The organism is Pseudomonas sp. L13, from assembly GCF_009935965.1.
In the GTDB taxonomy this organism is placed as follows: domain Bacteria; phylum Pseudomonadota; class Gammaproteobacteria; order Pseudomonadales; family Pseudomonadaceae; genus Aquipseudomonas; species Aquipseudomonas lactis.
The window spans coordinates 61,758-81,824 of sequence record NZ_QODJ01000025.1; the positions used below are offsets into that span (position 1 = coordinate 61,758).

20 protein-coding genes, 1 pseudogene and 1 riboswitch are annotated in these 20,067 nt (G+C 61.7%); of the genes and pseudogenes, 16 read left to right on the plus strand and 5 right to left on the minus strand.

What is annotated here, in order from left to right; all coding sequences use genetic code 11:
* Nucleotides 1-50: 50 nt before the first annotated feature.
* On the plus strand, nt 51-590 hold the full coding sequence (locus DK871_RS14530; RefSeq protein ID WP_003193049.1) for a C40 family peptidase: 540 nt from the start codon (nt 51-53) through the stop codon (nt 588-590).
* Nucleotides 591-713: 123 nt separating this feature from the next.
* Here DK871_RS14530 and DK871_RS14535 read toward each other — a convergent pair whose 3' ends face one another.
* Nucleotides 714-2,027 (minus strand): sorbosone dehydrogenase family protein, encoded by a 1,314-nt coding sequence (locus DK871_RS14535; protein WP_161905511.1) that lies wholly within the window; start codon nt 2,025-2,027, stop codon nt 714-716.
* A 99-nt stretch (nt 2,028-2,126) separates the two neighbouring features.
* Nucleotides 2,127-2,374: riboswitch (cobalamin riboswitch) on the plus strand.
* A 78-nt stretch (nt 2,375-2,452) separates the two neighbouring features.
* Between DK871_RS14535 and cobO the strand changes: the two genes are divergently transcribed.
* The 13 genes from cobO (at nt 2,453) to DK871_RS14600 (ending at nt 14,258) form a co-directional block, all read left to right on the plus strand.
* On the plus strand, nt 2,453-3,064 hold the full coding sequence (cobO, locus tag DK871_RS14540) for a cob(I)yrinic acid a,c-diamide adenosyltransferase (protein ID WP_161905512.1): 612 nt from the start codon (nt 2,453-2,455) through the stop codon (nt 3,062-3,064).
* On the plus strand, nt 3,061-4,443 hold the full coding sequence (locus DK871_RS14545; RefSeq protein ID WP_161905513.1) for a cobyrinate a,c-diamide synthase: 1,383 nt from the start codon (nt 3,061-3,063) through the stop codon (nt 4,441-4,443). The genes cobO and DK871_RS14545 overlap by 4 nt, the downstream gene beginning before the upstream one ends.
* Entirely contained in the window at nt 4,440-5,090 is a 651-nt protein-coding gene (gene bluB, locus DK871_RS14550) for a 5,6-dimethylbenzimidazole synthase (protein ID WP_161905514.1), read from the plus strand. The genes DK871_RS14545 and bluB overlap by 4 nt, the downstream gene beginning before the upstream one ends.
* Nucleotides 5,087-5,995: an adenosylcobinamide-phosphate synthase CbiB gene (cbiB, locus tag DK871_RS14555; RefSeq protein WP_161905515.1), complete on the plus strand. Its 909-nt coding sequence runs from the start codon at nt 5,087-5,089 to the stop codon at nt 5,993-5,995. The genes bluB and cbiB overlap by 4 nt, the downstream gene beginning before the upstream one ends.
* The gene (gene cobD, locus DK871_RS14560; RefSeq protein WP_020302677.1) at nt 5,988-6,977 is read left to right on the plus strand and encodes a threonine-phosphate decarboxylase CobD; all 990 of its coding nucleotides are present in this window, start codon (nt 5,988-5,990) and stop codon (nt 6,975-6,977) included. The genes cbiB and cobD overlap by 8 nt, the downstream gene beginning before the upstream one ends.
* Nucleotides 6,974-8,425, plus strand: coding sequence for a cobyric acid synthase (locus tag DK871_RS14565; RefSeq protein WP_161905516.1), 1,452 nt, complete (start codon nt 6,974-6,976; stop codon nt 8,423-8,425). Before cobD ends, DK871_RS14565 begins: the two co-directional genes overlap by 4 nt.
* 544 nt (nt 8,426-8,969) lie before the next feature.
* Nucleotides 8,970-9,491 (plus strand): bifunctional adenosylcobinamide kinase/adenosylcobinamide-phosphate guanylyltransferase, encoded by a 522-nt coding sequence (cobU, locus tag DK871_RS14570; RefSeq protein WP_161905517.1) that lies wholly within the window; start codon nt 8,970-8,972, stop codon nt 9,489-9,491.
* Nucleotides 9,488-10,543, plus strand: a complete 1,056-nt coding sequence (gene cobT, locus DK871_RS14575; protein ID WP_161905518.1) for a nicotinate-nucleotide--dimethylbenzimidazole phosphoribosyltransferase — start codon at nt 9,488-9,490, stop codon at nt 10,541-10,543. The genes cobU and cobT overlap by 4 nt, the downstream gene beginning before the upstream one ends.
* Nucleotides 10,540-11,115 carry an alpha-ribazole phosphatase family protein gene (gene cobC, locus DK871_RS14580; RefSeq protein ID WP_161905519.1) on the plus strand — a complete coding sequence of 192 codons (576 nt, stop codon included), beginning with the start codon at nt 10,540-10,542 and terminating at the stop codon, nt 11,113-11,115. The genes cobT and cobC overlap by 4 nt, the downstream gene beginning before the upstream one ends.
* Before the next feature lie 2 nt (nt 11,116-11,117).
* The gene (locus DK871_RS14585) at nt 11,118-11,846 is read left to right on the plus strand and encodes an adenosylcobinamide-GDP ribazoletransferase (RefSeq protein ID WP_161905520.1); all 729 of its coding nucleotides are present in this window, start codon (nt 11,118-11,120) and stop codon (nt 11,844-11,846) included.
* Between the two features lie 42 nt (nt 11,847-11,888).
* The gene (locus DK871_RS14590) at nt 11,889-12,293 is read left to right on the plus strand and encodes a MarR family winged helix-turn-helix transcriptional regulator (RefSeq protein WP_161905521.1); all 405 of its coding nucleotides are present in this window, start codon (nt 11,889-11,891) and stop codon (nt 12,291-12,293) included.
* 54 nt (nt 12,294-12,347) lie between these two features.
* On the plus strand, nt 12,348-13,556 hold the full coding sequence (locus DK871_RS14595; protein ID WP_375139739.1) for an MFS transporter: 1,209 nt from the start codon (nt 12,348-12,350) through the stop codon (nt 13,554-13,556).
* Between the two features lie 150 nt (nt 13,557-13,706).
* Nucleotides 13,707-14,258, plus strand: coding sequence for a glutathione peroxidase (locus DK871_RS14600; RefSeq protein ID WP_161905522.1), 552 nt, complete (start codon nt 13,707-13,709; stop codon nt 14,256-14,258).
* A gap of 65 nt (nt 14,259-14,323) precedes the next feature.
* Here the strand turns inward: DK871_RS14600 and DK871_RS14605 are convergent.
* From DK871_RS14605 to DK871_RS14620, 4 genes and pseudogenes are all read right to left on the minus strand, one after another.
* Nucleotides 14,324-15,588 (minus strand): annotated as a pseudogene (locus tag DK871_RS14605) (OmpP1/FadL family transporter).
* 145 nt (nt 15,589-15,733) lie between these two features.
* On the minus strand, nt 15,734-16,216 hold the full coding sequence (locus DK871_RS14610; protein WP_044268450.1) for a hypothetical protein: 483 nt from the start codon (nt 16,214-16,216) through the stop codon (nt 15,734-15,736).
* Nucleotides 16,217-16,494: 278 nt separating this feature from the next.
* Nucleotides 16,495-16,719, minus strand: a complete 225-nt coding sequence (locus DK871_RS14615) for a hypothetical protein (protein ID WP_003193022.1) — start codon at nt 16,717-16,719, stop codon at nt 16,495-16,497.
* Nucleotides 16,720-17,161: 442 nt separating this feature from the next.
* Nucleotides 17,162-17,467: a hypothetical protein gene (locus DK871_RS14620; RefSeq protein ID WP_032895920.1), complete on the minus strand. Its 306-nt coding sequence runs from the start codon at nt 17,465-17,467 to the stop codon at nt 17,162-17,164.
* Nucleotides 17,468-17,924: 457 nt separating this feature from the next.
* Between DK871_RS14620 and DK871_RS14625 the strand changes: the two genes are divergently transcribed.
* On the plus strand, nt 17,925-18,248 hold the full coding sequence (locus DK871_RS14625; RefSeq protein WP_161905523.1) for a sel1 repeat family protein: 324 nt from the start codon (nt 17,925-17,927) through the stop codon (nt 18,246-18,248).
* A 175-nt stretch (nt 18,249-18,423) separates the two neighbouring features.
* Nucleotides 18,424-19,788 carry a DNA recombination protein RmuC gene (rmuC, locus tag DK871_RS14630; RefSeq protein ID WP_178116055.1) on the plus strand — a complete coding sequence of 455 codons (1,365 nt, stop codon included), beginning with the start codon at nt 18,424-18,426 and terminating at the stop codon, nt 19,786-19,788.
* The last annotated feature ends 279 nt before the right edge of the window (nt 19,789-20,067 follow it).

Consider the following 20,067-nt stretch of genomic DNA (forward strand, 5'->3'; position numbering starts at 1 on the left):
TTTCAACGTTCGGCAGCGAAAGCCGCATCCAGACCAGGATTGTTCTGCACATGTCGACCTCGGCCCGCCTGATGCTCATTGTTTGCGCCGCGCTGCTCAGCGCCTGCGCCAGTCGCACACCGCCGCCCGCGCCCGTCGCGGTCAAGCCTAAGCCGGTGTTCAACTATGCCACCCAGAATTTCTCGCCGGCTGCCGAAGACGTGCTCTTTCGTGCGCTGGGCCTGGTCGGCACGCCTTATCGCTGGGGCGGCAACACACCGGACTCGGGTTTTGATTGCAGCGGCCTGATCGGCTTTGTATTCCGCGACGCCGCCGGCATCTCATTGCCGCGCACCACTCGCGAACTGATCGTGATGCGTGCCCAGGACGTCAGCGAACAAAACCTGCAAACCGGTGACCTGCTGTTCTTCGCCACCGGTGGTGGTTCGCGGGTCAGCCATGCGGGTATTTATGTGGGCGAAGGGCGCTTCGTGCACGCACCGCAAACCGGCGGTACGGTGAAGCTGGATACGCTATCCAAAGCGTATTGGCAGAATGCCTACCTGAGTGCCAAGCGCGTGTTGCCGGGGAACCTGGCGCGTAATCCCTGAATCAATAAAACTCCAAAATGTGGGAGCAGGCTTGCCCGCGAATGCAGTGTGTCAGTCAACGGATTAGTTGGCTGGGCCACCGTAATCGCGGGCAAGCCCGCTCCCACATTGGTGTGTGGCGATCTACTTAGCAGCCGACACCCGCCAAACCTTATTGCCCACATCATCGGCCACCAGCAAATCCCCTTGCTGATCAATTACCACCCCAACCGGCCGGCCCATGGCTTTCTCATCGCTATCAAGAAACCCCGTCAGCACATCCACCGGTTGCCCTTTCGGCTGGCCCCCTTCGAACGGCACGAAAATCACCTTGTAGCCACTGTGCGGCTTGCGGTTCCAGGAACCATGCTGGCCGATAAATGCGCCATTAGTGAAGGGGGCGGGGAGTTTGCTGCCCTCGGCGAAGGTCAGCCCCAGCGACGCAGTATGAGGGCCAACCGCGTAATCGGGGGCGATGGCCTTGGCGACCATGTCCAGGTTCTGCGGGGTGACACGCACATCCACATGCTGGCCGTAATAACTGAAAGGCCAGCCGTAGAAGCCGCCATCCTTGACCGAGGTGATGTAGTCGGGCACCAGATCACTGCCGATTTCGTCGCGCTCGTTGACCGCCGTCCACAGCTTGCCGCTCTGCGGTTCCCACGCCATGCCGTTGGGGTTGCGCAGGCCAGAAGCAAAAATGCGGTGCTGGCCGCTGGCGCGGTCGACTTCCCAAATGGCGGCGCGGCCCTGTTCGGCTTCCAGGCCGTTTTCGCCGACGTTGCTGTTGGAGCCGACGCTCACGTACAGTTTGCTGCCGTCCTGGCTGGCCACCACGTTTTTGGTCCAGTGGTGGTTCAAGGGGCCACCGGGTAAATCCACCACCTTGGTGCCGGGGGAGGTGATCGCGGTTTCGCCCGGCTGATAGGGGAAGCGCAGCAATTTATCCGAGTCGGCCACATACAGGTCGTTACCCACCAGGGTCATGCCAAACGGCGAATTGAGGTTTTCCAGGAACGCCGTGCGAGTTTCTGCCACGCCATCATGGTCGGCATCGCGCAGCAAGGTAATGCGGTTCGGGCTCGGTACGCCGGCGCCAGCGCGGTCCATGACTTTTTCCATCACCCAGCCGCGCAGGCCTTTGGCGTCGTCCGGCTTGGGCGGTGCATTGGTCTCGGCCACCAGCACGTCGCCGTTGGGCAATACGTAAAGCCAGCGCGGGTGATCCAGGCCTTCGGCAAACGCGGCCACTTGGGTGCCGGCAGCGGCGACGGGCTTGGCGCTTTCTGGCCAGCCGATGGCCGGGGCGATATTGACGGTGGGGATCAGCGTCTTGTTCGGCTCCGGCAGTCGGGGCGAGGGCCCGGTGCCATCGGCGACCTGCAGGGTCGAGCTTTCGCCGCACGCAGCGAGGCTGCCGGCGAACATGATCAGTAGGGCGAGTCGGGTTTTAGGCATGGTTTTCTCCTTGATACCTGTAGGGGTAGAGAAGCACGAACGGCGGATGGTTCAAGTACAAGGCCAGCTTTAATTGACGCTCCATCCCCAACCCACTAACCTTCGCGGCTTGTTCCAGGTGCTCTGTGGCGCGCGCGTCGACAGAGTGAAACAGGGAAGCCGGTGAGTGAGCGCACTTGTACACAGTGCTGCCGCGATTCCGGCGCTGCCCCCGCAACGGTAAATGAGTCAAGACGGTGCTGTTTGCCACTGTATCGCGTGCGATATGGGAAGGCGCACCCTCGGTTGCTTGCTATCAAAAGCGCCACTCATGAGTCCGGAGACCGGCCTGGATCATCCAACAGCATCACGGTGGGCGATGCTTGGCTGTCTGATTTTTCTTTTTCCTGCCCGCCGTTTTTGTCCAGCCCCAACGGAGAGCTGCCATGACTGATTCCCCCGAACGCGACGAACGCCACCTGGCACGCATGCTGCGCAAAAAAGCCGTGATCGACGAGCGCATCGCCAATTCCCCCAACGAGTGCGGCCTGCTGCTGGTGCTGACCGGCAATGGCAAAGGCAAGAGCAGTTCGGCGTTCGGCATGTTGGCCCGCGCCATGGGCCATGGCATGCAATGCGGTGTGGTGCAGTTCATCAAGGGGCGTAACAGCACCGGCGAAGAATTGTTCTTCCGCCGCTTCCCCGAGCAGGTGCGCTTTCATGTGATGGGCGAAGGTTTCACTTGGGAAACCCAGGACCGCCAGCGCGATATCGCCGCCGCCGAAGCGGCTTGGGTGGTATCTCGGGCCATGTTGAATGACCCCTCTATCGGCTTGGTGGTGCTGGACGAGCTGAACATCGCCCTCAAGCACGGTTACCTCGACCTGGACCAGGTACTCAGCGACCTGCAAGCGCGCCCGCCCATGCAGCATGTGGTGGTCACCGGCCGTGGCGCCAAGCCTGAGCTGATCGAAATGGGCGACACCGTCACCGAAATGGGCATGCTCAAGCACGCGTTTCAGGCAGGTATCAAGGCACAAAAAGGCGTCGAACTTTGAATCAGCCCCGTCATTGCCCGGCCGTATTGATCGCCGCTCCGGCGTCCGGCCAGGGCAAAACCACGGTCACCGCCGCGCTGGCGCGTTTGCACCGCAACTTGGGACGCAAGGTGCGCGTGTTCAAATGCGGGCCGGACTTTCTCGACCCGATGATCCACGAGCGTGCCAGTGGCGCGCCGGTGTACCAGTTGGACATGTGGATGGTGGGCGAGCAGGAAAGCCGCCGCCTGCTCTGGGAGGCGGCGGGGGAGGCCGACCTGATTCTCATCGAAGGCGTGATGGGCCTGTTCGACGGCACGCCTTCCAGCGCTGACCTGGCGCGGCACTTCGGTGTACCGGTGCTGGGTGTGATCGATGGCACCGCCATGGCCCAGACATTCGGCGCCCTGGCCCTCGGGCTGGCGCGCTATCAACCCGACCTGCCGTTCGCCGGCGTGCTGGCCAACCGCGTCGGCACGTTGCGCCATGCGCAATTGCTCGAAGGCAGCCTCACCGAAGGCTTGCGTTGGTACGGTGCATTGTCCCGCGAGACCGGCATCGAACTGCCCAGCCGTCATCTGGGCCTGGTGCAAGCCAGCGAACTGAACGACCTTGATGTACGCCTGGACGCCGCCGCCCAGGCGTTGGGCAGCAGTTGCGAAGTGGCCCTGCCGCCGCCGGTGACCTTTGCCGCGCCCGAGGTGATCGAAGCCGAACCCTTGCTGGCCGGTGTGCGTATTGCCGTGGCCCGTGACGAAGCCTTTGCTTTTACCTACGGCGCCAGTTTGGATTTGCTGCGGGCGATGGGCGCCGAGCTGAAGTTCTTCTCACCGATCCATGATTGCCAGTTGCCCGAGGCTGACAGCCTCTATTTGCCCGGCGGGTATCCAGAACTGCACCACCAGGCATTATCGGCCAATACCGCGATGCTGGACGCCATTCGTGCTCATCACGCCGCTGGCAAACCGCTGCTCGCCGAGTGCGGTGGCATGCTCTATCTGCTCGACTCGTTGACCGATGTGGAGGGTACACGCGCCGAACTGGTTGGCTTGTTACAAGGCGATGCAGTGATGCAGAAGAAACTCGCGGCCCTGGCGCTGCAAAGCGTTGAGCTGCCGGAGGGCACGTTGCGTGGGCATACCTATCACCATTCCCTGACCAGTACCGAATGGGCGCCGATTGCCCGTGGCCTGAGCCCTAACGGCGGGCGCGGGGCTGAAGCGGTCTACCGCCAAGGTCGATTGACCGCCTCCTACGTACACTTTTATTTTCCGTCGAATCTTGGCGCGGTGGCCGCGTTGTTTGCGCCAGACCTTGAGACCGCTATCGCAGGCAAGCCAGCTCCCACAGGGGAATGCATTTCAAATGTGGGAGCGGGCTTGCTCGCGAAGAGGCCATGACTGACAACGCATTCCCCCAAGCTGACCGCGATGCCGTCTACCGCGCCATCGCCGAACGCCGCGACATGCGCCACTTCAGCGGCGGCAGCGTCGCGCCTGAACTGCTGCAACGCCTGCTCCACGCCGCGCACCAGGCACCCAGCGTCGGCCTGATGCAGCCGTGGCGTTTTATCCGCATCAGCGATCGCCCGTTGCGCAGCCAGATTCAACAGTTGGTAGAAGAAGAGCGCGTGCGCACCGCCGAAGCATTGGGCGAACGCTCCGATGCGTTCATGAAGCTCAAGGTCGAAGGCATCAACGACTGCGCCGAGGTACTGGTCGCCGCCTTGATGGACGATCGTGAGCGCCACATTTTCGGGCGCCGCACCTTGCCGGAAATGGACATGGCCTCGCTCTCCTGCGCGATCCAGAACCTGTGGCTGGCGGCGCGCGTGGAAGGATTGGGCATGGGCTGGGTTTCGCTGTTCGATCCCCAGGCCCTGGCCGAGCTGCTGGGCTTGCCGCCCGGCGCAAAACCCCTGGCCGTGTTGTGCCTGGGGCCGGTGGCCGAGTTTTACCCGGCACCGATGTTGCAGCTAGAAGGCTGGGCCGTGCCGCGACCGCTAAGTGACATGCTGTATGAAAACACGTGGGGAGTGAGTCAATGAGTGTGGCCTTGCTGTGTGTCGCTGCAGTGGCGCTGGATGCGCTGCTGGGTGAGCCCAGGCGCTGGCATCCGCTGGTGGCGTTCGGCAATTTCGCCGGGCGCATCGAGCAACGTTTCAATAGCGGTGGGCGTGGCTGGCGCAGCCATGGCGTGACCGCGTGGTTTATCGCGGTGGTGCCGCTGACCCTGCTGGCCACGGCGTTGTCGTGGGCGCCCTATATCGGCTGGCTACTGGAGATCCTGGCGTTGTACTGCGCCCTGGGCATGCGCAGCCTGGGCGAGCACGTGATGCCGGTGGCCCGGGCCCTGCGCCGTGACGACCTGGACGAAGCGCGCACGCGGGTGAGTTACCTGGTCAGCCGCCAGACCAGCGAACTGGACCGCACTGAAGTCGCCCGTGCTGCCACCGAATCGGTGCTGGAGAACGGCAGCGATGCGGTATTCGCTGCGTTGTTCTGGTTTGTGGTGGCCGGTGTGCCAGGCGTGGTGCTCTATCGCCTCAGCAATACCCTGGACGCCATGTGGGGCTATCGCAATGAGCGCTTTGAGCGCTTCGGCTGGGCAGCCGCCAGGATCGATGATGTGCTCAACTATATTCCTGCGCGTTTGGTGGCCTTAACCTACGCGTTATTGGGCAAAACCCGCCTGGCGCTCAAATGCTGGCGCACCCAGGGGCCGACCTGGGACAGCCCCAACGCCGGCCCGGTGATGGCCGCGGGGGCCGGTGCCTTGGGTGTCGAACTGGGCGGTGCGGCGATTTATCACGGCGAGGTGCATCAGCGCCCGCCATTGGGCGAAGGCCCGCCGGCCGACGCCGATTCCATTGATCGCGGCTGGCAACTGGTGCAGCGCGGCGTATGGCTGTGGCTGCTGGTCCTGTGCGTGGGGGCGCAAATCTATGCTTGAACATGGTGGTCGGCTGCGTAAGGCCGCGATTGAGTACGGCATTGCCGAAGCGGATTGGCTCGACCTGTCCAGCGGCCTGGCGCCCTGGCCGTGGCCGATTCCCGAGATTCCCTTGCGTGCCTGGGCGCGCTTGCCGGAAACCGATGACGGCTTGGAGAAGGCTGCCAGCGAGTATTACGGTGCCGGCCCGTTGCTGCCGGTGCCGGGCTCCCAGGCAGCGATTCAACTGCTGCCGCGCCTGCGTCGTTCCGGTAAGGTCGGCGTGCTTTCGCCCTGTTACGCCGAGCACGCCGAAGCCTGGCGCCGTGCCGGTTATGTGGTGCGTGAAGTGCAGGAGCAGGAAGTCGACTTCTTTCTCGACAGCCTCGACGTGCTGGTCGTGGTCAACCCCAACAACCCCACGGGCTTGAGCCTGAGCCCGCAACGCCTGCTGGATTGGCATGCGCGGTTGGCCCAACGTGGTGGCTGGCTGGTGGTAGACGAGGCGTTCATTGACGTAACCCCGGATTTGAGCCTGGCCAGCCATGCCGATCAGGTCGGCTTGATCGTGCTGCGCTCATTCGGCAAGTTCTTCGGCCTGGCCGGCGTGCGCCTGGGCTTTGTGCTGGCCGAGCGCAAGTTGCTCAAGCTGTTGGCCGAACAGGTCGGGCCCTGGGCTGTCAGTGGTCCGACGCGGGTGCTGGGCCAAGTGTGCCTGCGCGACACCGACGGGCATGCGCGCCAGCGCAGTCGTTGCATCGCAGCCGGCCAGCGTCTGTTCGAGTTGCTTGAGCGCCGCGGCCTTCAACCCCACGGTGGCTGCGCCTTGTTCCAGTGGTTGATTACCCCCCACGCTGAACGGCTGTACGAATTCATGGCCCAGCGCGGCATCCTGCTGCGCCTGTTTGTACACAACAGCAGCGTGCGCTTGGGCCTGCCCGACACCGAAGCCGACTGGCTGCGCCTTGATGAAGCCCTGGCCGCCTACAAGGACGCCACATGACCACGCTGATGGTGCAGGGCACCACCTCTGACGCCGGCAAAAGCACCCTGGTGACCGCGCTGTGTCGCTGGCTGGTACGCCAGGGCGTCGCGGTGGCACCGTTCAAGCCGCAGAACATGGCGCTCAACAGCGCGGTGACCGCCGAAGGCGGCGAGATCGGCCGCGCCCAGGCGGTGCAGGCCCAGGCCGCCTACCTGGCGCCCCACACCGATATGAACCCGGTGTTGCTCAAGCCCAACAGCGACACCGGTTCCCAGGTGATCATCCATGGCCGTGCCGTCACCAGCATGAATGCCGTGGCCTACCACGACTACAAAGCCATTGCGATGCAAGCGGTGCTGGCCTCCCACACGCGTTTGAGCCAGGCCTACCCGGTGGTGATGGTCGAAGGCGCGGGCTCCCCGGCCGAGATCAACTTGCGCGCCAATGACATCGCCAACATGGGCTTCGCCGAAGCGGTGGACTGCCCGGTGCTGTTGATCGCAGACATCAATCGCGGTGGCGTGTTCGCCCATCTGGTCGGCACCCTGGAACTGCTGTCGCCCAGCGAGCAGGCGCGGGTCAAGGGCTTCATCATCAACCGTTTTCGCGGTGATATCGCGTTGCTGCAACCCGGGCTGGATTGGCTCGAAGCGCGCACCGGCAAACCGGTGGTCGGCGTGCTGCCCTACGTGATGGACCTGCACCTGGAGGCGGAAGACGGCATCGACCAGCGCCAGATCGACAAAGCCGCCCAGGTGCTCAAGGTGGTGGTGCCGGTGCTGCCGCGCATCAGCAACCATACCGATTTCGACCCGCTGCGCTTGCATCCCCAGGTGGACTTGCAGTTCGTCGGGCCGGGCCAGGCGATACCGGCTGCTGACCTGATCATCCTGCCGGGCTCGAAAAGCGTGCGCAGTGACCTGGCCTACCTGCGTGCCAATGGCTGGGACACCGCCGTGGCGCGGCACCTGCGTTATGGCGGCAAGGTGCTGGGGATCTGCGGCGGCTTGCAGATGCTCGGCGAGCAAGTCCATGACCCGTTGGGCCTGGAAGGGCATGCGGGCTCCAGCGACGGCCTCGGGTTACTGGCGTTCAGCACCACCCTGGAACAAGAGAAGCAGTTGCGCAACGTGCGTGGACGCCTGGTGTTGGAAGACGCCGAAGTCAGCGGTTATGAGATCCATGCGGGGGTAACCTGCGGCGCTGCCTTGGCAAGCGCTGCGGTGCTGCTGGACGATGGCCGCAGCGATGGTGCACAGAGCGCCGATGGGCAAATTCTAGGCACCTACCTGCACGGCTTATTCGAGACCCCGGCGGCGTGCAGTGCTTTGCTGCGTTGGGCCGGGTTGCAGGACGTGCAAGAGGTGGATTATCACGGCTTGCGCGAGCGCGATATCGAGCGCTTGGCGGACTTGGTGGAGCATCACCTGGATACCGATTTATTGCGCAAGCTATGTGGGATCTGACGGTGTTCACACGACCCAATTGTGGGAGCTGGCTTGCCGGCGATAGCGGTGGATCGGTGTACATATCCATTGCTGCGGCAACGACCACTTATGGTTCCGCTCTTACAGCGGGTCACTTTTGGAAGGACCCAAAAGTAACCAAAAGGTCCTCGCCCCACCACTCGGCACCTCGCCTAGGCTCGGTGTGCCCTCTCTCCGGCTTGAATCCGTGGGCCGCCGCAATGGGCCATCCCTGGCCCAGTGCGGCTAACCCGGCGTCCTGCCGGGTTACCCACGGATTCAAGCCTGCGTTCGGCCAGCGTGGTTTAACGGGGCGCATGAGATCAAAATCAAAAGCCTGCGCAAAAGCCGATCAGGTTTCCTGTGGGAGCTGGCTTGCCTGCGATAGCGCTCTGGCGACCGCCTTGTGTCCACCTGACGCACCACAATTTAACTGTGGGAGCGGGCTTGCTCGCGAATGCGGTGGGTCAGCCAAAAATGCATTCACTGACACGCCGCGTTCGCGAGCAAGCCCGCTCCCACATTGTTTACCAGGGGCCTTTGCATGTATCAATTGATCCTCGGCGGCGCCCGTTCGGGCAAGAGCCGCCTGGCCGAAAAGCTTGCCGCAGAGAGCGGGCTTGCCGTCATTTATATCGCCACCAGCCAACCCCTCGACGGTGAGATGAACGAGCGCGTCGCACTGCACCGCCAGCGTCGCCCCGACCATTGGGGCCTGGTTGAAGAGCCCATCGACCTAGCGCGCGTGCTGCGTGAAAACGCCGCCACTGATCGCTGCCTGTTGGTGGATTGCCTGACCTTATGGCTCACCAATCTTCTGATGCTCGAAGACCCGGCGCGTCTTGCCTTCGAGCGCGATCAACTGTTGCAAACCCTGGCCTCGCTGCCGGGGGAAATCATTTTTGTCAGCAACGAGACCGGCCTGGGTGTCGTGCCGCTGGGCGAATTGACTCGCCGCTATGTGGATGAAGCCGGTTGGCTGCATCAAGCCTTGGCCGAGCAATGTCAGCGCGTTGTGCTGACGGTTGCCGGCCTGCCCCTGACTTTGAAAGGTACTGCGTTATGACCGATTCCTGGTGGCTCAACCCCTGCAAGACTATTGATGCCACGGCCCACGAACAGGCGCTGGCGCGTCAGCAGCAGTTGACCAAACCCGCCGGCTCCCTCGGCCAGTTGGAAGCGCTGGCGGTGCAGCTGGCGGGTTTGCAGGGCCAGGCCAAACCCTCGGTAGATCACATATGGATCGCGATTTTTGCTGGCGATCACGGTGTGGTCGCTGAAGGTGTCTCGGCATTTCCCCAGGCGGTGACCGGGCAGATGCTGCAAAACTTCGTCAGCGGTGGTGCGGCAATCAGCGTGTTGGCGCAGCAACTGCAAGCGCAATTGGAAGTGGTTGACCTCGGCACCGTCACGCCGTCCCTGGATCTGCCCGGCGTTCGTCACCTGAATATCGGCGCGGGCACGGCCAATTTCGTCCATGGCCCGGCGATGACCCAAGCCCAAGGGCAGTTGGCCTTGCAAGCTGGACGAGACAGCGCACGCCGCGCCCTGGAAAGCGGCGCGCAACTCTTTATCGGCGGTGAGATGGGCATCGGCAATACCACTGCCGCCAGTGCCTTGGCCTGCGCATTGCTGGATTGCCAGGTCACTGACCTCACAGGCCCTGGCACCGGTTTGAACGCTGCTGGGGTCAGCCACAAGGTCGCGGTCATTGAACGGGCCTTGGCGTTGCACGCGGGCCAGCGCAGTGATGCGCTGCAAACCCTGTTCAATCTCGGTGGTTTTGAAATAGCCGCGCTGGTCGGCGCCTACCTGGCCTGCGCCCAGGAAGGCGTCGTGGTGCTGGTGGATGGGTTCATCTGCAGCGTGGCCGCGCTGGTCGCGGTGCGCTTGAACCCGGCGTGTCGCGAATGGCTGGTGTTCGGCCATCGGGGCGCCGAGCCGGGCCATCGCCATGTGCTGCACAGCCTCCAAGCGCAGCCGTTGCTGGAACTGGGCCTGCGCCTGGGCGAAGGCAGCGGCGCGGCGTTGGCGGTGCCCTTGTTGCGCCTGGCGTGTGCGCTGCACGGGCAAATGGCGACCTTCGCCGAAGCCGCCGTGGCGGACCGCCCCGCATGACCTTGCGCCTGGACCTGCTGCGCCACGGCGAAACCGAACTGGGCGGTGGCCTGCGTGGCAGCCTGGACGATGCGCTGACCGCCAACGGCTGGCAGCAGATGCGCGACGCAGTGGTGGGGCAGGGACCATGGGATCGGCTGATCAGCTCGCCGCTGCAACGCTGCGCTCTGTTCGCCCGGGAGCTGGGGACGCAACTTGATTTGCCGGTGAGTCTGGAGCCTGACTTGCAGGAGCTTCACTTCGGCGCCTGGGAAGGGCAGAGTGCGGCCGCGTTGATGGATACCGATGCCGAAGGGCTGGGCTTGTTCTGGGCCAACCCCTATGCCTTCACGCCGCCGCAGGGCGAGCCGGTCATCCGGTTTTCCGAGCGGGTGCTTGGCGCTGTCGCCCGGCTGCATCAGGCCTATGCTGGCCAGCGCGTGCTGTTGATCAGTCATGGCGGTGTAATGCGCCTGCTGCTGGCCCAGGCGCGAGGGTTGCCCCGTGAGCAACTGCTGAATGTCGAAGTGGGTCACGGTGCCCTGTTCGGCCTGCAGGTTGAAGCCGATGGCGTGTTGAAGGAAGGACGCTGACGATGCTGCCGTTCTGGATCGCCCTGCAATTTCTCAGCAGCCTGCCCATTCGCTTGCCGGGCATGCCGCAGCCTCAAGAGCTGGGCCGTTCGTTGCTGTTTTATCCGCTGGTAGGGTTGCTGTTCGGCGTGCTGTTATGGGGCCTCAACCAGGTGTTGCTGGGCGCCCCGTTGCTGTTGCACGCCGCGTTGCTGCTCACGGCCTGGGTGTTGCTCAGCGGTGGCTTGCACCTGGACGGGCTGGCCGACAGCGCCGATGCCTGGCTGGGTGGCTTTGGCGACCGCGAGCGCACCCTCAGCATCATGAAAGACCCGCGCAGCGGCCCGATTGCGGTGGTCACCCTGGGCCTGGTGCTGCTGCTCAAGTTCAGCGCCTTGGTGGCGTTGATCGAACAACACAATGGCGCCGCCTTGATCCTGGCGCCCCTGATCGGACGCGCCTCGATGCTGGCACTGTTTCTCACCACGCGCTATGTGCGCGCGGGCGGATTGGGCCAGGCACTGTCAGACCATCTGCCGCGAATTGTCGGCCAGCAGGTGCTGATCCTCAGCGGGTTGGCCTGCATCCTGATCGGCGGTTTCAGCGGCGGCATCGCGGTGTTGCTGGCGGCATTGTGTTTCGTGTGGCTGCGCCAGTTGATGGTCAAGCGTCTGGGCGGCACCACGGGCGATACCGCTGGTGCACTGCTGGAGCTGCTTGAAGTCGCGGTGTTGGTCGGGCTGGCGTTGTAACGCTTTCTTGCAATTGGTTAACTCCGGGTATATACACGCTCTATGCTTGCCTCCCAATGTTTATGCACCAACCTGCGACGCGCCGCCCGTGGCGTCAGCAGGCACTACGACGGCGCTCTCGACGGCTTCGGGATCAACGTTGCCCAGTATTCTCTGTTGTGCAACCTGCAGCGTCTCGACCAGCCGAGCATTTCCAGCCTGGCGGACGCCATGGGCCTGGATCGCAGCACCCTGGGGCGCAACCTGCGTGTCTTGGAAGGCGAGGGGCTGGTGCAGTTGGTGGAGGGCGACGATTTGCGCAACCGCCTGGTGGTGTTGACTGACGCCGGCCATCAACGGCTGGCCGCTGCGTTGCCGGCGTGGGAAGCAGCGCAACAGAAACTGATTGATAAGCTGGGTGCTGAAAAGCGCGAAATGTTGTTGGCCTTGCTGGATGAACTCGCCTGAACGGCGGTTTGTTCGACTACAAGCGGGTATATACCCGCGAACGGAGAATAAGAAATGACCTCGATGTGGCGCACCAGTGGTTGGGTCCTTTTAGGGAGTGCGCTGATCCTGGCGTTGTCCTTGGGCGTACGGCATGGCTTTGGCCTGTTTCTGGCGCCGATGAGCAGCGAATTCGGTTGGGGGCGTGAAACCTTTGCCTTTGCCATCGCCTTGCAGAATCTGATCTGGGGCTTGGCGCAGCCATTTACCGGGGCCTTGGCCGACCGTTTCGGCGCGACCAAGGCGGTGTTTGTCGGCGGGGTGTTGTACGCCGTCGGCCTGGTGCTGATGGGCCTGTCTGATTCTGCGTGGTCGCTGTCGTTGAGCGCAGGCTTGCTGATTGGCATTGGCCTGTCCGGCACCTCGTTCTCGGTGATTCTCGGCGTGGTTGGCCGCGCCGTAGCGCCCGAAAAACGCAGCATGGCCATGGGCATTGCCAGTGCGGCGGGGTCGTTCGGCCAGTTCGCCATGGTGCCCGGCACCCTCGGTTTGATTGGCTGGCTGGGCTGGTCGGCAGCGCTGCTGGCGTTGGGCTTGATGGTGGCGCTGATCCTGCCGCTGGTCGCCATGCTCAAGGACCGGCCGCTGGCGGTCACGGTGGGCCAGCAAACCCTGGGTGAGGCGCTCAAAGAGGCCTGTTCTCACTCCGGCTTCTGGCTACTGTCCTTCGGCTTTTTTGTCTGCGGTTTCCAAGTGGTGTTCATCGGTGTGCACTTGCCGGCGTACCTGGTCGACCAGCATCTGCCGGCCACGGTGGGTACGACGGTGCTGGCCTTGATTGGCCTGTTCAATGTGTTCGGCACCTACACAGCCGGTTGGCTTGGTGGGCGCATGTCCAAGCCGCGCCTGCTCACGGGCTTGTACCTGTTGCGGGCGGTGGTGATTGTGTTGTTCCTGTGGGCGCCGGTCACTGAAGTCACGGCATATCTGTTTGGCATGGCGATGGGCTTTTTGTGGTTGTCCACCGTGCCACTGACCAACGGCACCGTCGCGACCCTGTTTGGTGTGCGCAACCTCTCGATGCTGGGCGGGATCGTGTTCCTGTTCCACCAGCTTGGCTCGTTCCTCGGCGGGTGGCTGGGCGGGGTGGTCTATGATCGAACCGGCAGCTACGATTTGATCTGGCAGGTGGCAATTTTGCTCAGCCTGCTCGCCGCCGCGCTGAATTGGCCGGTGCGTGAGCGGCCGGTGGCACGTATTCAGGCGCAGATGGAGGCGGCATGAGCATGACAGCGCGTCTTATGCTGCTGGCAGCGGGGATGGTGGTGTTGCTGCTGGCCTGGTGGGGCTGGCAGCGGGGCGGCCTGGCATTGATGCAACTGGGCATGGCGATCTGTTAAGTTGTGGGTCTGAACCGACTCAAGGACTTTTGACATGCAGATGCGCTGGCTCGCTGTACCCGTCCTGATGGCTATTGGCAGCGTGGCGATGGCCGCCAGTTGCCCACCGTTGCTTGCGGGCCAATTGCCCAAGCTGCGGGCCAAGGAATCCATCGACCTGTGCCAGCAATTCGCTGGCAAACCCTTGGTGATCGTCAATACAGCGAGCTTCTGCGGCTTTGCTCCGCAATTCAAAGGCCTGGAAGCGTTATATCAGCGCTACAAGGGCCAAGGCCTGGAAGTGATTGGCGTGCCGTCCGATGACTTCAAGCAGGAAGCCAAGACCGGTGAGGAAACCGCCAAGGTCTGCTACGTGAATTATGGCGTGACCTTCACCATGACCGAGCCGCAGAAGGTCAAGGGGCCGGATGCGGTGCACCTGTTCAAGGTGCTTGCACAGCAGGCCGACGCGGCGCCGAAGTGGAACTTCTACAAGTATGTAGTGGATCGCCAGGGCAATGTGGTTGCCAGTTTTTCCAGCCTGACCAAGCCGGACAGCCCGGAACTGATCGAGGCGGTGGAGCAGGCCATAGCGTCAAAACCCTGATTGGCGAGTACTGAAAAGCCCCGCCTCCTTCACAGGAGAGCGGGGCTTTTTTATACGGCTGCGGGTTAGAACTTGTAGGTCATGCCCAAGCCGAAACCGTTGGCGCTGTTTTCATACTTGGCGTTGTAGCTGGCCAATTGGTTGGAGCGCGCAACCTTCACGTCCTCTTCCTTCAGGTAGGAGTAGGCCAGGTCGATGGTCATGTTGTCCATGACCTGGTAGCCCAGGCCCAGGCTGAAGATCGTACGGTCGCCGGTCGGGATACGCGGCGAGCGATCCGTGTTGTTGGTAGGCGACTGGTCGAACGTCAGGCCGGTACGCAGTACCACCTGCTTGGTGAGCTGGTACGAGGTACCCACGGCGTAAGCCCAGGTGTCGTGCCAGTTCTGGTCTTCCTTGATCGTGCTGACCAGGCCTGGGGCAAGCGCGCCGTGACGCCTTCGTTCTTGACGGTGATGTCTTTCAGGCGGCTCCAGCGCGTCCAGGTCGCACCGGCGTAAAGTTTCCAAGCGTCTGTCAGGTCTTGAGTAACGGACAGGTCGTAGGACTCAGGGGTGTCGATTTTCAGCGAGGCGTCGTAGCGGTTGCTACGCAGGAACGGCGAGGTCGCAGTCGGTGCGGTGACTTCGGTGTGGCCGTCCAGCTTGTAGCTGACCTTGGAGTGGTAGGTCAGGCCGACACGGGTGGTATCGGTGGCTTGAACCAGCACGCCGATGTTGAAGCCCAGTGCGGTGTCGTCACCCTTGATCTTGATATTGGTGTCTGGCGCGCGAGGGTTCAGCGTCAGGTCCGATTCCAGGGTACCGGCAATGCGGTTGATGGTCGGGCCGAAACCTACGGAAACGCGATCGTTGAAGGCGTAGCTGACGGTCGGTTGCAAAGTGATGACTTTCACTTCGCTCTTGCTGCCAAAGCCACGGCCCTGGAAGCCGCTTTCGTAGTCGGTCACCAGGCCGAACGGCGCATAGACGCCGAAGCCGACAGCCCACTGGTCGTTAAGTTTATTGGTGTAGAAACCGAAAGGCACGGCAGTGAAAGGCACCATATCGCCTTTATTGCTACCAGCGGAACGGCCGCTGACATTGCTGATATCGGTGGAGGCATCAATGGCTGCAACGCCACCGGTGATCTGTTGGCCTTCCAGACGTGCCATACCGGCAGGGTTACCGAACACAGTGCTCGCATCATCGGCAGAAGAAGAGCGACCTGCGAAACCGGTACCCATCCCGCTCACGCTCTGTTCGTTGAGGGCAAAGCCACTGGCGAACAGTTGGGAGGATGCCATGGCAACGGCGAGGCTAAGTGTGGTCTTGAGCATTACTTTTTTCATTATTAGAACTCCGTGTGATCACCGCTGCGGAAAGTATCAATAAATTTCACATCGCGCTATAGGCTGTAATGCTGGAGATAGACCTGTTTTGTAGGACAATCCGACCAAAATTGCCGTTTTTTGCCGAATCTTGCAATTTGCCCGGTCAACAAGTTGCCTGTTTCATTGGGCTTACACAGGTTTGCCAGGCTTGAGTGAAATCTCGCAGGCGCCCCTGAGGGTGGAATATTTCTTTCCAGATACGCGCCATGGCCAGTACATCGCCGGGTGCGGGCAGGGCAGGACGATGTTGTTCCACCAGCAGCCAGGCGATCGCCGTGGCGTAGCGCAGGTTTACCGTCAACTCCAACTGGGGCGCGCTGAGGAACGCATGTTGGCTGGCCAGCCCACGCACCAGGCTGGCGCGTTCCGGGTCCAGCGCCAGGTAGCCATCCCAGAGGGCGCGGTGGCGGGGTTCGGTGATGCTGTAGAGGCCATGGCCGCGGCGGTCATGCAGCGCGGAGCCCAGTTCGGACTGGCTGGCGGCAATACCCAGCAACAGGGATTCGGCTGTTGGGCTGTGACGGCCGAGGTACATCAGCGTCGGCCTGATCACATAACGACACAATTCACTGGCGGCAATACCCATACGAGCCTCAGTCCTTGCAAAGAGTGGACGAGCCTGAGAAGGGGAGCTTGGCAGCGGCGAATCGGATCTCAGGCCCGTCGTAAGCGGATCATGCCGCTTGAGTTGAAGTGTAGTGTCATATTCACGATGTAAAGGACTGTTTTTAAAACATCTTCTGCAATCGGTTATAACGTTTATATCGATTTGTACTTAGCGTCACGGGCTCAAGGCCAAATTCCAGGCAATAAAAAACCCTGTTATTCAAACAGGGTTTTTTGAGTTTCAGCGACGCGGGTCGATCAGGCGGTCAGTGCCTGACGGGTACGATCGATCACGGCCTGCAGCGGTTCTGCGCTGGAGTATTGATCGGGGTACAGGCGTTCGCTGTGACGAGCGATGCCGTGTTCATTGACCAGGGTGAAGCTGAAGCAGCCTTTGCGAGCGGCCATGATCAGGCAGTTCATCGGGGCAAAAGCGTTGGTGAGGGTGCGAATGGCATCCTGAGTGTGGATTTGAGCGTTCATATTATTGGTGTTCCTACAAATGACACGGATAAGAACCGTGCAACGTTAAAACGTTCCAGTAACGCTGATCACCATTGATCAAACGAAGAACCCGACTGGAACAAAGCAGCCAGTTTGAAGCGCTATTAAATTAGGCGCGCTTGGGCTGGCAGGTAGGTACTTAGGAGGGCAGGCAACACAACAGGGGCAAAGGTTCTGGGCCCGGGGTGAAGATCCTGATCAATTTGCAGGTTGGTTCGGTCAGAGTATTGGAACTTCGCGCCACCCTTTGCTTGTTCAAAGGCAGTGTCGTCGCAAGGAATACCTGGAAACCATCGAGGTGGTCGATCCCATGTGGTTCAGGGGACGTGTTCGACCAGAATTGACTTTCAGCTTGGTACTAACGCCGCGGATAGTAACGGATTGAAACAGGGAAGGGAAGGCCGATTGCAAAAAAACTTCATCAGCCGCCGAGCAACTCGCGATACACCAGCACGGTCATGGACGCGGCCAGGGCGCACCCCAGCCCGTAGGCGGCGAGCGTCAATCGCAAGGACTGCCCGGTCTCGATCATGCGGATCACATCGCCCATGTCGTTGATTCTGCCATCACTGAGTTCGATGCACAGGATCACGGCGGTAAAGGCGGCCGATAGCAGAATAGCAATAGCAAACAGTGCGCCGTCCGGGGAGGGGAGCGCTGCATTGATCCCAAGCGAGGTCGCGCAGATGGCCAGCAGCAGCCCGGCGAATAACAGAATTCCTTTCATCGGACCTACTGGTTTGCATTGTCGGTGGCGCAGTGTGGCGAGCCGAGGCAGCTTTGAAAAGCCCTCGGGTTTGCCTGCTCAGTAACATGTTTAACCGGTGTTGAATCAAAAAACGCCGACGATATAACCAGCCGATCGGGACTTGTGCACATTCGTGGCCAAGGGTGTAACCCTGCTGTCATTGGTGTGCAAGTGCGCCCATTTGCCTGTAATCAAAATTTAAGTCAATGAAAAATCTCGCTTTTTTTTATTGGTGAAAAAATCGTCAGTTTGACTGCGGCCCCCGTTCCATGGGGCTTTGCGCCTGTTCAAGGGGGGTTGTCCACTGAGTTATCCACAGCTTCTGTGGATTGTCCCGAGCGCTTGCTCTAGGACGGGCGTGCACGGTTTTTTCAGCTTTACCTGTACGAAAAAAAGAGTAGAGTGGCGCGCCTTCCGTTCTGCCCCACAGTGCTTTATGAAGTTTCGCTCAGTATCACCTTCTGTTACCGACACGCCCCAAACTGTTACCGCACCCAAGCGTTTTTCCTTGAAGGTCGCTTTGTGGCTGCTCGACAGCCCGCGCCTGGGGCAGAGTACCAATATCAAGCATATCGCCGGCCGCTTGCTCAAGCAGCCTGCCCGCGAAGGTGTGGTGGCCGCCCAGAGCCGTCTTGGCCAACTGATGTGCCGCGAGTGCGGAAACGCCCGTGACCGGCGCATCGGCCACGATTTGTTGCGTTCGGCTGCTCGCGCCGGTGACCGTCGCGCCCAGCGCGAACTGGGCCAGGTCGAAGACTGAGCTGTCCTCCGGCCTTAGGCTTGGTTACCCTTGATCTTTTTCGGTGATGGCAGAAATGGCTATGGTGTTTGACTGGACCAGTATCGCCCTGGGTCTTGTGGGCGCAGCCGTGCCGCTACTGGCGTTGTGCTGGCAACTCCAGCGGCGCCTGACCGCACGCACCACCGGCTGGGAGCTGTTGGAGGAGCGCCTGGCGACCGCGCAACTGGCCCAGGAAGGGCTCGCCGCCCAACTGGACGCCAGCCGCGATGAGATCAGTGACCTGAGCCAGGCCAATGCTGCCAAGCAAGCCGACCTGGCGGCGCTGCGCCGTGAAGTCGAGCTGTTGCAGATCGACCGCGATAACGCCCGCGATGCCGCGCACGCCTGGAACCTCGACCGCAGCGCCAAGGAAACCGAATTGCGGCGCCTCGACGCCTTGGCCGCGGCCCTGAGCGCCGAATTGCGCGAGCAGCAAGAGAGTCATCAGCAACGCCTCACCGACCTGCAAGGCTCGCGGGACGAGCTGCGTGCGCAATTTGCCGAGCTGGCCGGCAAGATCTTCGACGAGCGTGAGCAACGCTTTGCCGAGACCAGCCAGGAACGCCTCGGCCAACTGCTGGACCCGCTCAAGGAACGTATCCAGTCCTTCGAGAAGCGTGTCGAAGAAAGCTATCAGAACGAAGCCCGTGAGCGCTTTTCCCTGGCCAAAGAGCTTGAGCGCCTGCAGCAATTGAACCTGCGCCTGTCGGACGAAGCCACCAACCTGACCCGCGCCCTCAAGGGCCAGAAAACCCAAGGCAACTGGGGCGAGCTGATTCTTGAGCGGGTGCTGGAGCACGCGGGCCTGGAGAAGGGCCGTGAGTATCAGACCCAGGTCAGCCTCAAAGGCCCGGATGGCGAGCGTTTCCAGCCCGATGTGCTGATCATGTTGCCGGGCGACAAGCAGGTAGTGGTCGACTCCAAGGTCAGCTTGACCGCCTATCAACAGTACGTCGCGGCGGATGACGAGGTGATTGGCCAGGCCGCCTTGAAGCAGCATGTGCTGTCCCTGCGCAATCATGTCAAAGGCTTGGCCGGCAAGGACTACAAGCGCCTGGAGGGTTTGCACAGCCTGGATTTCGTGCTGCTGTTCGTACCGATCGAGGCTGCCTTTTCTGCCGCATTGCAGGCCGAGCCCAACCTGTTCCAGGAAGCCTTCGACCGCCATATCGTGATCGTCAGCCCCACCACCTTGCTCGCCACCCTGCGCGTGATCGACAGCCTGTGGAAGCAGGAACGCCAGAGCCAGAACGCCCGGGAAATTGCCGAGCGTGCCGGCTGGCTGTATGACAAGTTCGTGCTGTTTATCCAGGACCTGGACGAAGTGGGCAACCGGCTGCAACAGTTGGACAAAGCCTACAGCGCGGCGCGCAACAAGCTGACGGATGGGCGTGGGAACCTAGTCAGCCGTACCGAGCAACTAAAGTTGCTCGGCGCCCGCGCCAGTAAGAGCTTGCCAGCAGATCTGCTGGAGCGGGCAATGACCGATTCGGACGGCGTGGCGCATCTCCCGGAATAAACACGGGTCGAAATTGTGGGCGGGCTTGCTCGCGAAAGCGGTGTTTCAGTGTTAGATGTGCTGACTGACATTACGCTTTCGCGAGCAAGCCCGCTCCCACACACACACACAGATTGAGTTCAGCCCCGTCATAACGGTAACCACGATGCGAAGCGAGCCGCTCTTGATCTGCTTTTGATCTTAGGCGCCCCGTTAAACCACACTGGCCGGAATTCGACAGGGATTTGGGGGGGTAAACCGGCAGGGATGCCGGTTTAGCCGCCCCGCGCCATGGATGGC

What these genes read in the sequence shown, in the direction of transcription:
- DK871_RS14585 (WP_161905520.1), top strand. Translation starts at nt 11,118, where the DNA reads ATGCTGCCGTTCTGGATCGCCCTGCAATTTCTCAGCAGCCTGCCCATT.
- cobO (WP_161905512.1), top strand. Translation starts at nt 2,453, where the DNA reads ATGACTGATTCCCCCGAACGCGACGAACGCCACCTGGCACGCATGCTG.
- DK871_RS14610 (WP_044268450.1), bottom strand. Translation starts at nt 16,216, where the DNA reads ATGGGTATTGCCGCCAGTGAATTGTGTCGTTATGTGATCAGGCCGACG.
- cobT (WP_161905518.1), top strand. Translation starts at nt 9,488, where the DNA reads ATGACCGATTCCTGGTGGCTCAACCCCTGCAAGACTATTGATGCCACG.
- DK871_RS14620 (WP_032895920.1), bottom strand. Translation starts at nt 17,467, where the DNA reads ATGAAAGGAATTCTGTTATTCGCCGGGCTGCTGCTGGCCATCTGCGCG.
- DK871_RS14565 (WP_161905516.1), top strand. Translation starts at nt 6,974, where the DNA reads ATGACCACGCTGATGGTGCAGGGCACCACCTCTGACGCCGGCAAAAGC.
- cobC (WP_161905519.1), top strand. Translation starts at nt 10,540, where the DNA reads ATGACCTTGCGCCTGGACCTGCTGCGCCACGGCGAAACCGAACTGGGC.
- DK871_RS14590 (WP_161905521.1), top strand. Translation starts at nt 11,889, where the DNA reads ATGCTTGCCTCCCAATGTTTATGCACCAACCTGCGACGCGCCGCCCGT.
- cobD (WP_020302677.1), top strand. Translation starts at nt 5,988, where the DNA reads ATGCTTGAACATGGTGGTCGGCTGCGTAAGGCCGCGATTGAGTACGGC.
- DK871_RS14600 (WP_161905522.1), top strand. Translation starts at nt 13,707, where the DNA reads ATGCAGATGCGCTGGCTCGCTGTACCCGTCCTGATGGCTATTGGCAGC.
- DK871_RS14615 (WP_003193022.1), bottom strand. Translation starts at nt 16,719, where the DNA reads ATGAACGCTCAAATCCACACTCAGGATGCCATTCGCACCCTCACCAAC.
- DK871_RS14530 (WP_003193049.1), top strand. Translation starts at nt 51, where the DNA reads ATGTCGACCTCGGCCCGCCTGATGCTCATTGTTTGCGCCGCGCTGCTC.
- DK871_RS14535 (WP_161905511.1), bottom strand. Translation starts at nt 2,027, where the DNA reads ATGCCTAAAACCCGACTCGCCCTACTGATCATGTTCGCCGGCAGCCTC.
- bluB (WP_161905514.1), top strand. Translation starts at nt 4,440, where the DNA reads ATGACTGACAACGCATTCCCCCAAGCTGACCGCGATGCCGTCTACCGC.
- DK871_RS14595 (WP_375139739.1), top strand. Translation starts at nt 12,348, where the DNA reads ATGACCTCGATGTGGCGCACCAGTGGTTGGGTCCTTTTAGGGAGTGCG.
- DK871_RS14625 (WP_161905523.1), top strand. Translation starts at nt 17,925, where the DNA reads ATGAAGTTTCGCTCAGTATCACCTTCTGTTACCGACACGCCCCAAACT.
- cbiB (WP_161905515.1), top strand. Translation starts at nt 5,087, where the DNA reads ATGAGTGTGGCCTTGCTGTGTGTCGCTGCAGTGGCGCTGGATGCGCTG.
- cobU (WP_161905517.1), top strand. Translation starts at nt 8,970, where the DNA reads ATGTATCAATTGATCCTCGGCGGCGCCCGTTCGGGCAAGAGCCGCCTG.